Origin of the sequence: Sphingomicrobium sp., assembly GCA_036563485.1 — a bacterium.
Classification (GTDB): Bacteria; Pseudomonadota; Alphaproteobacteria; order Sphingomonadales; family Sphingomonadaceae; genus Sphingomicrobium.
On sequence record DATCMI010000001.1, the window covers coordinates 956,801 to 968,737 of the forward strand.

At 66.2% G+C, this 11,937-nt stretch carries 19 protein-coding genes and 1 riboswitch; of the genes, 8 read left to right on the plus strand and 11 right to left on the minus strand.

Features of this window, described 5'->3' with window-relative positions; genetic code table 11:
* Positions 1–10 precede the first annotated feature (10 nt).
* Entirely contained in the window at positions 11–520 is a 510-nt protein-coding gene (locus VIL42_04990) for an EF-hand domain-containing protein (protein ID HEY8592208.1), read from the plus strand.
* Between the two features lie 7 nt (positions 521–527).
* Here VIL42_04990 and VIL42_04995 read toward each other — a convergent pair whose 3' ends face one another.
* On the minus strand, positions 528–836 hold the full coding sequence (locus tag VIL42_04995) for a hypothetical protein (GenBank protein HEY8592209.1): 309 nt from the start codon (positions 834–836) through the stop codon (positions 528–530).
* A gap of 59 nt (positions 837–895) precedes the next feature.
* Positions 896–1,004, plus strand: a riboswitch (TPP riboswitch).
* On the opposite strand from VIL42_04995, the gene thiC reads away from it, so the two are divergent.
* On the plus strand, positions 1,000–2,886 hold the full coding sequence (gene thiC / locus VIL42_05000) for a phosphomethylpyrimidine synthase ThiC (GenBank protein ID HEY8592210.1): 1,887 nt from the start codon (positions 1,000–1,002) through the stop codon (positions 2,884–2,886). Its footprint overlaps the riboswitch before it by 5 nt.
* A complete protein-coding gene (locus VIL42_05005; protein HEY8592211.1) occupies positions 2,883–3,437 on the plus strand; it encodes a hypothetical protein in 555 nt (184 codons plus the stop codon). The genes thiC and VIL42_05005 overlap by 4 nt, the downstream gene beginning before the upstream one ends.
* A 165-nt stretch (positions 3,438–3,602) precedes the next feature.
* On the opposite strand, the gene VIL42_05010 is transcribed toward VIL42_05005, so the two are convergent.
* The gene (locus VIL42_05010; GenBank protein HEY8592212.1) at positions 3,603–5,237 is read right to left on the minus strand and encodes a sensor histidine kinase; all 1,635 of its coding nucleotides are present in this window, start codon (positions 5,235–5,237) and stop codon (positions 3,603–3,605) included.
* A 124-nt stretch (positions 5,238–5,361) separates the two neighbouring features.
* On the opposite strand from VIL42_05010, the gene VIL42_05015 reads away from it, so the two are divergent.
* A complete protein-coding gene (locus VIL42_05015) occupies positions 5,362–5,877 on the plus strand; it encodes a GNAT family N-acetyltransferase (protein HEY8592213.1) in 516 nt (171 codons plus the stop codon).
* A gap of 74 nt (positions 5,878–5,951) precedes the next feature.
* Here the strand turns inward: VIL42_05015 and VIL42_05020 are convergent, their stop codons facing one another.
* Complete coding sequence (locus tag VIL42_05020) at positions 5,952–6,386, minus strand: nuclear transport factor 2 family protein (protein ID HEY8592214.1); 435 nt, start codon at positions 6,384–6,386, stop codon at positions 5,952–5,954.
* A 323-nt stretch (positions 6,387–6,709) separates the two neighbouring features.
* On the opposite strand from VIL42_05020, the gene VIL42_05025 reads away from it, so the two are divergent.
* Positions 6,710–7,192 carry a cupin domain-containing protein gene (locus VIL42_05025; protein ID HEY8592215.1) on the plus strand — a complete coding sequence of 161 codons (483 nt, stop codon included), beginning with the start codon at positions 6,710–6,712 and terminating at the stop codon, positions 7,190–7,192.
* 3 nt (positions 7,193–7,195) lie between these two features.
* Here VIL42_05025 and VIL42_05030 read toward each other — a convergent pair whose 3' ends face one another.
* The 5 genes from VIL42_05030 to VIL42_05050 all read right to left on the minus strand — a co-directional run bounded on the left by VIL42_05030 (position 7,196) and on the right by VIL42_05050 (position 8,859).
* Positions 7,196–7,546, minus strand: a complete 351-nt coding sequence (locus tag VIL42_05030; protein HEY8592216.1) for a DUF1810 family protein — start codon at positions 7,544–7,546, stop codon at positions 7,196–7,198.
* 14 nt (positions 7,547–7,560) lie between these two features.
* The gene (locus tag VIL42_05035) at positions 7,561–7,905 is read right to left on the minus strand and encodes a hypothetical protein (protein ID HEY8592217.1); all 345 of its coding nucleotides are present in this window, start codon (positions 7,903–7,905) and stop codon (positions 7,561–7,563) included.
* A 126-nt stretch (positions 7,906–8,031) separates the two neighbouring features.
* Positions 8,032–8,211: a hypothetical protein gene (locus VIL42_05040; GenBank protein HEY8592218.1), complete on the minus strand. Its 180-nt coding sequence runs from the start codon at positions 8,209–8,211 to the stop codon at positions 8,032–8,034.
* 9 nt (positions 8,212–8,220) lie between these two features.
* A complete protein-coding gene (locus tag VIL42_05045; GenBank protein HEY8592219.1) occupies positions 8,221–8,355 on the minus strand; it encodes a hypothetical protein in 135 nt (44 codons plus the stop codon).
* Between the two features lie 132 nt (positions 8,356–8,487).
* The gene (locus tag VIL42_05050) at positions 8,488–8,859 is read right to left on the minus strand and encodes a hypothetical protein (GenBank protein ID HEY8592220.1); all 372 of its coding nucleotides are present in this window, start codon (positions 8,857–8,859) and stop codon (positions 8,488–8,490) included.
* A gap of 217 nt (positions 8,860–9,076) precedes the next feature.
* Here VIL42_05050 and VIL42_05055 point away from each other — a divergent pair, with 217 nt between their 5' ends.
* The gene (locus VIL42_05055) at positions 9,077–9,643 is read left to right on the plus strand and encodes a hypothetical protein (GenBank protein HEY8592221.1); all 567 of its coding nucleotides are present in this window, start codon (positions 9,077–9,079) and stop codon (positions 9,641–9,643) included.
* Positions 9,640–10,194 carry a DUF1993 domain-containing protein gene (locus tag VIL42_05060; protein HEY8592222.1) on the plus strand — a complete coding sequence of 185 codons (555 nt, stop codon included), beginning with the start codon at positions 9,640–9,642 and terminating at the stop codon, positions 10,192–10,194. Before VIL42_05055 ends, VIL42_05060 begins: the two co-directional genes overlap by 4 nt.
* Before the next feature lie 16 nt (positions 10,195–10,210).
* Here VIL42_05060 and VIL42_05065 read toward each other — a convergent pair whose 3' ends face one another.
* Positions 10,211–10,405: a hypothetical protein gene (locus tag VIL42_05065; GenBank protein ID HEY8592223.1), complete on the minus strand. Its 195-nt coding sequence runs from the start codon at positions 10,403–10,405 to the stop codon at positions 10,211–10,213.
* A 252-nt stretch (positions 10,406–10,657) separates the two neighbouring features.
* On the opposite strand from VIL42_05065, the gene VIL42_05070 reads away from it, so the two are divergent.
* Positions 10,658–11,065 carry a MerR family transcriptional regulator gene (locus VIL42_05070; protein ID HEY8592224.1) on the plus strand — a complete coding sequence of 136 codons (408 nt, stop codon included), beginning with the start codon at positions 10,658–10,660 and terminating at the stop codon, positions 11,063–11,065.
* Positions 11,066–11,104: 39 nt separating this feature from the next.
* Here VIL42_05070 and VIL42_05075 read toward each other — a convergent pair whose 3' ends face one another.
* Positions 11,105–11,638 carry a peroxiredoxin gene (locus VIL42_05075; protein ID HEY8592225.1) on the minus strand — a complete coding sequence of 178 codons (534 nt, stop codon included), beginning with the start codon at positions 11,636–11,638 and terminating at the stop codon, positions 11,105–11,107.
* Between the two features lie 79 nt (positions 11,639–11,717).
* A complete protein-coding gene (locus tag VIL42_05080; GenBank protein HEY8592226.1) occupies positions 11,718–11,903 on the minus strand; it encodes a PspC domain-containing protein in 186 nt (61 codons plus the stop codon).
* Between the last annotated feature and the right edge of the window lie 34 nt (positions 11,904–11,937).

Consider the following 11,937-nt stretch of genomic DNA (forward strand, 5'->3'; position numbering starts at 1 on the left):
GGGAATTGACATGACCATATTGCCCATTCGCTTCGCCGTAGCCGCCGTGATCGCCGCCGTCGCCGTCTCGCCGCTGGCCGCCCAGAGCGCCGCCGGTACGCAGGCCGCTCCGGCGGTGCCGACCCGCACGCAGCTCGTCACGATGCTCGACGCCGGCTTCAAGAGCCTCGACACCAACAACGACGGGACTCTGTCGCAAAGCGAGGTCGCCGCTGCCGAGACCAAGATCATCCAGACCCGCGTGGCGCAGATTCGCACCCGCCTGGAAGCCGAGTTCACGGCCGCCGACACCAACAAGGACGGGCAGCTCAGCAAGGCCGAGTTCATGGCGGCCGCGCCGCAGGCTCCGGCGACCGGCCCCAACGGCGCCGAGGCGCTGGCCCGCTACGACAGCAACAAGGACGGCAAGATCAGCGCCGCCGAGTTCCGCGCCCCGCGCGTCGCCGCTTTCGATGCGATCGACACCAACAAGGACGGCACCTTGAGCAGCGCCGAGCGCCGGGCCGGACAGAAGCGCTAAGGCGCGCCTACAGCCGCTCGGCCGCCGACGCGCGGATCATCACCTCGTCCTGCGCGAACCGCCGCTCGAGATCGCGGCGGTATGCGTCCCACCAGGCGCGGTCGAGCGCGTCGGCGATCACTTCGAAGATGACGATGGCGTCGCGGTCGACCTCTCCGCCTTCGCTTTCCCAAAGCCCCTCGGCCGGCGCGCGCGTGAACGCCGTCAGCCCGCCGAACCGCTCGACCAGCTCGCTTCGAACCTCGCCGAACAGCGCCGGCGGCTGGTCCGACCCATCGTTCCGCTTCAGCGGCAGGAAGACCTCGATCACGTGCATGCCCTACCAACTTTCGTCATGCCGGACTTGATCCGGCATCCGCCATACTCTCTAAGCTCAAGCTTCCCCGGGGGAGCGCCGGACCGCGCTTGAGAGGTAGGCAGGAGCCTACGACCCGCTGAACCTGATCCGGTTGAGACCGGCGGAGGAAGAGGAGTCGAACATGGCAGACGCACCCGCACGCACTGAGCTCAAAGTCACCACCGGCCCGATCCGCGGCAGCCGCAAGATCTACGTCAAAGGCCCAAATGACATCCAGGTCGCGATGCGCGCCGTGGACCTCGAGCCCTCGTCGGGCGAGCCGCCGCTCAATCTCTACGACACCAGCGGCCCCTACACCGACCCCGCCAGGCGCATCGACATCATGGCCGGCCTTCCCGAGCTCCGCCGCGACTGGATCCGCGCCCGCGGCGACGTCGAGGAAGTACAGCAGCGCGAGGTCCGCCCCGAAGACAACGGCCAGCTCGGCCCCGACCGCAGCGGCGGCGTCCAGCCCTTCCCCAACGTCCGCAAGCGCGTCCTTCGCGCCCGTCCCGGCGCCAACGTCACCCAGATGCACTACGCCCGGCGCGGCATCATCACGCCCGAGATGGAATATGTCGCGACCCGCGAGAACCTCGGCCGCGAGCAGGCGCTAGCCACGCAGCGTGACGGCGAGGACTTCGGTGCCGCCATCCCCGATTATGTCACGCCCGAGTTCGTCCGCGATGAGATCGCCCGCGGACGCGCCATCATCCCCAACAACATCAACCACCCGGAATCCGAGCCGATGGCGATCGGCCGCAACTTCCTGGTCAAGATCAACGCCAATATCGGCAACAGCGCCGTCGCGTCCGACGTCGCGTCCGAGGTCGACAAGATGGTGTGGGCGATCCGCTGGGGCGCCGACACGGTCATGGACCTGTCGACCGGCCGCAACATCCACGACACCCGCGAATGGATCATCCGCAATTCGCCCGTGCCGATCGGCACCGTCCCCATTTACCAGGCGCTCGAAAAGGTCGGCGGCATCGCCGAGGACCTGACCTGGGAAATCTACCGCGACACGCTCATCGAGCAGGCCGAGCAGGGCGTCGACTATTTCACCATCCACGCCGGCGTCCGCCTGCCCTACGTCCCGCTGACCGCCAAGCGCGTCACCGGCATCGTCAGCCGCGGCGGCTCGATCATGGCCAAATGGTGCCTCGCCCATCACCGCGAAAGCTTCCTCTACGAACGCTTCGACGAGATCTGCGAGATCATGAAGGCCTATGACATCGCCTTCTCGCTTGGCGACGGCCTGCGCCCGGGCAGCATCGCCGACGCCAATGACGAAGCCCAGTTCGCGGAACTCTACACGCTCGGCGAGCTGACCAAGAAAGCCTGGGAGCATGATTGCCAGGTGATGATCGAGGGCCCTGGCCACGTGCCGATGCACAAGATCAAGGCCAACATGGACAAGCAGCTCGAAGCCTGCGGCGAGGCGCCCTTCTACACCTTGGGGCCGCTGACCACCGACGTCGCGCCCGGCTACGACCATATCACCAGCGGCATCGGCGCCGCGATGATCGGCTGGTTCGGCACGGCGATGCTCTGCTACGTCACCCCCAAGGAGCATCTCGGCCTCCCCGACCGCGACGACGTCAAGGTCGGCGTCGTCACCTACAAGCTCGCCGCCCACGCCGCCGACCTCGCCAAGGGCCACCCCGCCGCCAAGCTGCGCGACGACGCCTTGTCACGCGCGAGGTTCGAGTTCCGCTGGCGCGACCAGTTCAACCTCTCGCTCGACCCCGACACGGCCGAGCAATATCACGACCAGACGCTCCCCGCCGAAGGCGCCAAGACCGCGCACTTCTGCAGCATGTGCGGCCCGAAATTCTGCTCGATGAAGATCACCGCCGAAGTGCGCGAGTTCGCGCGGCTGCAAGACGAAGGCCTCATCAATTCGACTCCCCTCCCGCAAGCGGGAGGGGCTGGGGGAGGGCCTGTCGAGGACGCAGAAGCAGGAATGGCCGAGATGTCCGAGCGCTACCGAGAGGGCGGCGACCTCTACCTACCCGCGGCGGAATGAAAGAGCTCGGCGAGCCCGATTATGCGTTCCACCGCAACGAAGTGGACCTGATCGTCGCGCGCATGTGGAGGTCCGCCGAGCCTTGGGTCCTGCTGCTCAATGCCTGGCAGGACCTCGTCCGGCGCGGCTATTCCGAGCATCGGGTGGAAACCGCCATCACGCGCTGGACCCCAAATCACGAAAAGGAGAAGCTGGCCCGCGACCGGGAATTCGAAGCTTGGGTCCGGCCCCGCATCGAGCGCCATTTCGCGTTCCGCGCGCTCAACCGCCATCTCGCCGGCCTCGGCATAGAGCCGATGCGACCGATCGGCTTCGCCGAATATTCGGGGCAATTCGGCACTTATGGCTATATCGTGCGCAAGGAGCATTTGCCGGTGCTAGAGCGGCGCGCGCAGGACGAGGCCGGTTTCACGTCAGACACCGATCGCGCAAAAGGCGCGGAGGAGTTCCGGATCTACTTGCGGCGTCATTACGACGAGGATTGGCAGGAAAATCAACGGACGCTCCCGCCCGTCGACCAGTCGCCCTACCGCATCCCTGGTCCGGACTGATCTGCGAGCTCCGCTGGAGCGAACAGTTCAAGCCTCAGCCTCGACCCACAACACCGCCGAGCAATATCACGACCAGACGCTCTCCGCGGAAGGCGCGAAGACGGCATTTCTGGAGCATGTGCGGGTCGGCGCGGGCATAGAGCACGACTGAGCGCGGCGAGCGCGTCAGGCCTCCAGTACGTCCAGCACGTCGGCTTGGCCCGGCGTAGCAAGGCGGCCGACCACTCGGCAGCGAAGGCCTTCCGGCAGGAAATCGATCGTCGCCGTGCCGTTCAGTTCTGTGGCGAGGCTCCGCTCGATCAGGCGAGTCCCGAAGCCCCTCCGCGCCGGCTCCGTCGCCGGCGGGCCGCCGCTTTCCGCCCACAGCAGTTCGAACGCCCTCGCATCCCCGCTCCAGCGGACCGTGATGTGGCCTTCGCGCACAGACAATGCGCCATATTTCACCGCATTCGTGGCCAGCTCGTGCAAGGCGAGTGCGAGGGTCACTGCAGTCTGCGGCGGCACGTGAATGTCCGGCCCTTCGCGGCTGCAGCGGTCGTCACTGCAAAATGGCGCAAGCGCGACCTGCACGATTTCGTCGAGCGAGGCGCTCCGCCACCGCTCGCGAGTGAGCAGGTTATGGGCCTGCCCAAGCGCCTGCAACCTTAACTCGAAGGCGCGGATCGATGCCCTCGGGTCGGCAGCCTCGCGAAAGGTCTGATGGGCGAGGCTCTGGACCACCGATAGCGTGTTCTTCACCCGGTGGTTCAGCTCGCCGATCAACATCTGCTGGTTGCGCTCGCTACGCAGCCTCGCATCCGACGCTTGCCTAAGGGCCGCTGCGGCCGCGTCGAACTCGGTGAAGCCCGTTGACCCGCCCCTGAAGTCAGCGTCCGGGTCAAGGACTTGCCCGAGTTGCTCGAGACCCCTGGTGAGGCGGCGGCCAAGGATCGCTGCCAGGGCACATCCAAGCAGGACGAGGATCAGCGCGAACAGCGAACCGTGCATCAGCGCGCCGAGCGAGCCCTTGTCGGCCGACTTCAACGGCATGCCGACAATGACCGACCAGCCGGAACGGGGAGAGCGCTGAAACGCGGTAAGCATGCGCACGCCTTCCAGGCTCTCACTTTCGAGCGATGCTGCATCGGCCGCCTGCATCCGCTCCCGAAGGACCGACGTCGTTGCTTTGCCGACGAACGCGTCGGGACGGATGTTGCGCCAGATTACAATGCCATTGCGGTCGACGAGGCTCGCCAGTTCGCCCGCCTCCTGGTTCTGCCGACGGACGATCGCTCTGAAGAATTCGGGCCGGAAGACGACACTTAAGGCATAGGCTGGGGGTCGAGAAAATTCGTCCCCGACATCGACACAGACGATCCTCGCCTGGATGGCGCCGGCGGATAGATCGCAGACATGCTGACGCCCGGCGTCCAGCGCCTGCCACATTTTCTGCGGCGGAGGTGCCTTCGGCAACGCCGCTCCGCGCGCAAGACGGGTGTTTACCCATTGCCGGCCGTCGCGGCTCTGGACCACGATCCACGCGTCTTTGGTCGTGAAGGCCGCCCGCGCCTGTCGGTCGACGGCAGACCAGTCGCGGTTGCGCATGGCGTCAGACGCCGAAAGCGCGCTCAGGACCCCCCGTGCACGCTCCAGCTCGGCATCGACGGCGAGCGACAGGACCTGCGCGGTCTCACGCCCCTGGGCTGCAAATTCACGCCTGCTGGTCTCGCGTGCCTGCCATAGCAGGACCCCGAAACCGATCGTGGAAAGCAGCATGCAAGTGACGACCAGGGCAATCAGATATGCACGAACAGATTTCACGTTGGACGCCCCGCCCGAGAAGATGGAAGGCTGTTAGCAGGTTTTTGCGGCGTGGCGACTGCCCCTCCAACGCTTCGGGAAACGCCGCCACTCGACGATCTCAATCGCAGGTTTGGAGCCGATGATGCTCAGCCGCTACACCGCTTCTGTGACCTACGATTTCCGCCCCGTCACCGCCGCCGACCTGCCCTTGCTCCGCTCCTGGCGCGCGCAGCTGCACTGGACCGAGTGGTGGGGCGACGCACAGGGCGACGAGGGGTTCTTCGAGGCTGCGTTGGCCGACCCGCATACCGCCTGCTGGCTGGTCGAGCTGGGCGGCCGCGCGATCGCTTACGCGCAGGATTATGACCCGCACGCCTGGCCCGGCCACCACTTCGCGCACCTGCCGCCGCGATCGCGCGGCGTGGACCAGTCGATCGGCCCTGCCGAGCTCGTTGGCCAAGGCCACGGCTCAGCCTTCGTGCGCGCACATGTCGAGCGGCTGTTCGCGGCCGGCGCGCCCGCCGTGGGAACCGATCCGGACCCCGACAACGCCCGCGCCATCCGTGCCTATGAAAAGGCCGGCTTCACCATCGCCGGCGGCCCGGTGGATACGCACTGGGGCCGGGCCTTGCTGATGGAGTGCCGGCCCTTCGCCTGACTGACACGCAGCTCGGCTCAGCGTCCACGTCGAAACGACCAAGTCGCGACTGATTCGTGAATCCGCCTCGCTTGTCAGAAGCGCGGGTTCGGGTTTGACTGGTCCTTCGGCGGCCCGGCCACGACGTCCCAATGTTCGACGATCTTGCAGTCCTTGAGCCGGAAGAAGTCGGCGATGGCATAGGGAGGCGCACCGGGTGCCGGCGTGAATCGCGCGTGCAGGGCGACAAGCTCACCCGCAGCGATGACGCGAAGGACCTCCCACCTCGCCTGCGGCACCGCCTTGATCAGTCCGGCCAGGAACGCCGCCGCGCCGTCGCGAGTGCCCTGCGGGACGTCGGGCTTATGCTCGATGAAGTCGGGCGAAACATATTTTGCGAACGCAGCCGCCGGCTGCTTCTGAATCAGAGCCTCGCGATAGAAGTTTGAGACGAGTTGCCGGTGCAGCTTCGCGCTCGGCTGGCATACGGCGGCGGCTTGGGCGAGCAGCGCCATGGTCGCGAGGATCATCGGCAATTCCCCCTTTTTTTGCGAAGCTGGCACTGCCTGGCGGCGACTGCAAACTAATCTGACGAAGTGCCGCTCGTCCTCACCACACGAGCGCGCGGCCAAGCTGCGCGGCGGGCCGGCGCTGTTAGCCTGCGGGCGAAAGGGGACAGGCGATGCGCGCAAGTTCGATGCTAGTCCTTTGCCTACTTGCCTCCTGCAGCGGCAGAGAGGCCCCGGATGCAGAACGCACTGCATTCTCATCCGCGGCGACTGGAACCATCCGCAAATCCAATGCACCGGCGGCCAGGCCGAGCCTCGCGCCGTTCGTCGCGATGAGCTCGGACGTGGAGGTATTGCACGGCAATCCCGACCTGCCCGGCCAGCCGTTCGTCATCCGCATCCGCGAGCTGCCCGGAACCATCGTTCCGCCGCACTCGCATCCCGTCGACGAGCATTTGACGATCGTCTCCGGCACCTGGCACTTTGGCTTCGGGGACAGGTTCGATCGCGCGCGCCTCGCCGCGCTCCCAACCGGCAGCTATGGCTATGCGCCGAAGGGCAGCACGATGTTCGCTTACGCGCCCGACGGCGCAGTGGTTCAGGTTCATGGCGTCGGCCCGTTCCACATCAATTGGAAGCATGGGATCGCCACACTCGACGATCAGCCGGCGCGCTTCCGCTTCCGCCGGGGCGAGCGGGTCTCCACTTCCCGAGGCTCCGGGATGATCCGCCAAGGCTATGTTTCAGGCCCGTTGGTGCAGTACGAAATCGAGGGTGGCCCCACCGGGCTGTTCATGGCGCAGGAACGAGACCTTCGCCCGAATTAGCAATCAAGCGGAGCCGAAAATCTCCACGCTGGACCTGAACTTCATCGCATCCAACTCGCCGAAGATCTCCTCAAGGCTCCGGCCCTTCTCCACCCACGACCGCACCGCCGCGACGCACTCGCGGTATCGCGACCCGAGCAGCGGATGCGCCAGATAGGCGCGCGCTTCTTCCTCGCCTGACAAGCCGTAGAACTTCGCCATCGCGCTCCGCCCCAGCTCCGCACTCTGCGGAAAGATGAACCACATCCAGTGGCTGCGCTTCTCGCCAGCGCGGATTTCCGCCAGCGCCTGCTCGTACACGCCGCCGCTCTGCGCTTCGAGGAAGCGCTGCAGGTTGAAGCAGTCCTCGGCCATGCCGCCCGTCTAGCTCAGCGGGCGCAACCCTCAACTGCGGCGGCGATCGTCGGGCCCGATCCGGGCCGCGCTTCGCCGCTCAGGCGGAGGCTCGTGCCCGAGCGGCTGCCGCGCATCGTCAGGAAATAGGGCGAGTCCGTCTGCGCGGCGGGTACGGTCGAGAAGGTGCCGCCGCCGCCTTCGTCCGGCACGAAGGCCCACGGGCGCTCAGCCTTGTCCTGGCTGGTGATGAAGCAGTCGCGGAATGATTCGAGGCTCCGCGCGCTGGTCCGCTGGACCTCGGCGGGCTGCGCCGCGGCACCGGCGGGGGCAGCCATGACGAAGACGGCGGACAGGCCGACCCAGATGCGGCAGGTCATGAAACACTCCAACCCGCGCGCGCAATCCAGGACGGATTGTCGAAAAAGCGTTGACGGTCAAAGGGTTAAACGCCGGACAACGGAAAAGGTCCCGCCGCTCATTTTTTGCGTCCTGAACTTGCGGCTTCAGCCGCCAAGCCTTGCGTTCAGCTCGGCCAGGCGGGCCCGCAGTGCATCGATATTCTCCGGCGTCGTCGCCTGAAGCTCGCGCAGGTTCTTTTCGTCGACGTGCGTGACCGTGCCGGACTCGATCGCCGCCAGCAGGCGCACCAGCCGATCGCGCTCGTCATGCCAGGTCTCGCTCACGAGCCGACTCTAGCGGTTCTTCAGATGCTCGAGCTTTTCCAGCCCGCCGCCGCCCTTGGTCGAAGGATTGGCGGCAATGGTCTTCACCTTCGCCTTCTTCGGCTTGCGTGCTTCCTTGTTGGACTTCATCTGCCCCTTGGCCATGGCCGTTCCTCTGCCGGGCGGAATGCCCCGGGCGCCGGCTTACACCATTGCGCCGCCGCGCGCGCCATGAAAGGCGGGCGCCCGCAGCGGAGCCGCGGACGCCCGAGTCCAGCGCGTGCTCTCGCCGGGGTCTTAGGGGTTGGTGCTGGTGTTGCCGGTCGTGCCGCCGCCGGTCGTCGTCCCGGTGCCGCCGCTCGTGCCGGTAGTGCCGGTGCCGCCCGTCGTGCCGGTGCCGCCCGTGGTCCCGGTCGTGCCGGTTCCAGTCGTGCCGCCGGTCGCATCCGTGCCGGTCGTGCCGGTCGCATTCATGTCGCCCGCATTCATGCCGGCGCCGGCATTCATGTCGGTGCCCATGTTCATGTCCGCGCCGGCGTTCATGTCGGTGGTCATGGACGGATCGCCCATCATATTGGCGTCGGCATTGTTCTGCTCGTTGCCGCCGCTGCTGCAGGCGGCCAGCGCTGCAAAGCCGATAACGGCCAGGCCGGTCTTGGTGATGTTCATGTCGCTTATCCCTCGCGTTGGTGAAGCTTGGGATCCAGCGAGCGGCCAGCCGTGCGCGTTCCCGCAACTAACTTGTGTTGGGAAGATTCTTTGCCGCGCCGGTCAGCGGCGCTCACCGTAGGACGATTTCACCGGCTTCTCACATCCTCCTCATGCCGCTCATGCCGGCATCTGCCACAAGTCGGCAGGCTTCAACTGACACGCACGGGAACGCGCCATGACGAACGTCGACATTGAACGGAATTCAAGCCGGATCCGCGCCGCGGCCTGGGGCGCGACCGCCGCACTGGTCCTGCTGCCTCTTTTTGCCCTTCGCATGGCGGATCCGGCGGCTTGGGACATCGCCGATCTGCCGTTTGCGTTCGTCATGATCGCGGCGGTCGGCATCGCATTCGAATTCGCGCTGCGCGTCCCCGTGCGCTGGGTCCGCACCGCGGGCACGGTCGCGGCATTGGCAACCGCTTTCATCCTGGTGTGGGGCAACCTCGCGGTGGGCTTTGCCGGTTCGGAGGACAACCGGGTCAACATCATCTTCTTCGCCGTCCCGGTGGGGGCGCTGGTCGGCAGCCTGGTTTCGCGCTTCCGGCCGTCCGGCGTCGCGATGGCGCTTACGGCGGCAGCAGTCGCGCAGATCCTCTGCGGCGTCGTCGCTCTCGCAGAGGGCTATTTCACGGGACCGCTGACGATTTCGTTCGCCGGCCTGTGGCTCGCCTCCGCGCTTCTGTTCGCCCGTTCGGCCGCGCGCTTGCCCGAGCTGGTGAAAGAGGCAACAGCGCCGCGATGACCCTCGCCGACCTTCTCGTGCCCACCTATCGCAACATGTTGGGAACGCTTCGCGGGCTCCTCGACAAGGCAGAGGCGCAGTTCGGCGCTCGCGCGGACCGGCTGATGTCCGCCCGCCTCGCGCCCGACATGTTCTCGCTGGCGACACAGGTGCGGTTCGCCTGCGTTCAGGCGCAGGAAGCCCCGCTGCGGCTGATGGGGCGATCGCTGGAGCCGCTCGATTCGTTGCTCAACGAAGGGCGCAACGCCGGCGAGCACCCCGGCTCACTCGCCGACGCACGTGGGCGGATCGACGAGGCGCTGGCCTTCCTCGACACGCTTGAGCCCGGCGCCATCGATGCCGATCCGCACGCCGCTCTGGAACTCACCTTGCCGATGGGCCTGACCTTCGACGTCACTCGCGAACAGTTCGCGCGCGACTGGGCGCTGGCGCAATTCTATTTTCATGTGATGGCCGCCTACGCGATCCTCCGCAAAGAGGGCGTGGAGATCGGGAAGGCAGACTATGTGCCGCACATGTTCGCCTACCTGCGCCCACCCGCGGACGCATGATATAGGGTCGAGCGCCTCAGGCGCTGACGCGGAACCTCTTCTTGAGGTCGGCCTTGATCGACGCGCCGGCAAGATGGGCGTCGACCTGGCTATAGCCTTCCTGACGCAGGACCCGGCGGATCTCGTCAATGCTGGTGGAGGTCGGCGCGAGTTGGAACGCGCGTTCGATGATGTTCTGAGTTTGCATGATGGTCCAACGGCTCGCGAGCAAGATCGTTCCGTCTCTGCAATGTTACTGCTGATGTTCGGCAATGCAAAAAAGGGCCGCGGCCCCGAAGGAGACGCGGCCCCGCGGGCTCAGCAGCCGCAGTTCTTGCAGGTGCAGGGCTTGCACTGGCAACCGCGGCGCGCGTCCAGCTCGGCCGCCTTGGTCTGAAGTTCGTTCTGCGTCGTCATTGGTCTTCTCCCTTTTGCCGCAACGGCATTGATTCGCCGCCGGTGAAGGGTCTATGACCTCCGTACCATGGTACAGGATCAAGCAAAAAGTTCGGACACCATCGGCGGTCTGGCCAAGGCTGCCGGCGTCGGCGTGGAAACCGTCCGTTATTACCAGCGCCGCGGCCTGCTTCCGGAACCGCCGCGCCCGCCTGGGGAGGTGCGCCGCTACAGTGCCCATGACCTCAAGCGGCTCCACTTCATCCGCTCGGCGCAGGCTGCAGGCTTCACGCTCAACGAGATCAAGGAGCTGCTCGAGCTCGACGCGTCCGACGACCGCGCCCGCGCCCGGGAGCTCGCCCGCGGCCGCGTCGCCGCGCTCGACGCGAAGATCGAGGAGCTGCGTGAGGCGCGCCAGGCGCTGGCTGGTCTGGCCGCCGCCTGCGCGAAGAAGGACGGCGGTCCCTGCCCTATCCTGTCGGCCTTCGACCGCTAGCCCGCCCGGCTCAACAGCCGATCAGGACGCCGCGGCGGGTTATTTTTTCAGCCTTTTCACTGCGGCGAGCGTCTGCTGGACATGCTCGCTCCAGTTCATGTCGGAGTGGACGAAGGCGACACGCCCGTTCGGCGCAATGACGTAGGAGGTGCGGTTGGTCATCGTCGCGAGCCGGTTCACCACCGGCATGGCGACGTCATAGCCCTTGATGATGGGACGGGTGGCGGTCGCCACTGGGAAGGCGTTGCGGCATTCCTCGACGGAGAAGCGCTTGAGGGTCGGCAGGTCGTCGGCCGACATGCCGATCACCTGGGCACCGGCTTTCTTGAAGTCGTCCGCGGCTTCGCTGAACGCATGTGCTTCCAGCGTGCAGCCTTTGGTGAAGGCCTTAGGGAAGAAATAGAGGACGACCGGCCCTTTGCGCAGCTGCTCCTTCAGGTGCAGCTTGAACGCCTTGCCGGCAATCGCTCCCGTGGTGACGAAGTCGGGCGCCTTTGCGCCGACCGGAAGTGCGGCAATGGCCGGCGTGACCGCAAGCGCGGCAGCAACGGCGGCGATGATCGTCTTGCGCATTGGTCTGGCCTCCTAAGGAGCAGACATTAGCGCGAACTGGAAAGGAGCGGAATTGGGAAGCGAGGTGAGGGGCTGGCGCCTATTTCGCAGGCGCCAGCAGCCCTGCCAGCACATAGAAAAGAAGCATCACGGGACCGGTGATCAGCGTCGCGGCGACAAAGCCGAGGCGGATCAGCGTCGCGTCGACACCGGTGTAGTCGGCGAGGCCCGCCGCGACACCCATGACCTTGCGATCGTCGCGGTTAATGAGGAAACGTCCGTTCATTGTCTTGGTCTTTCGTTTGAGCGCTTAGACGATC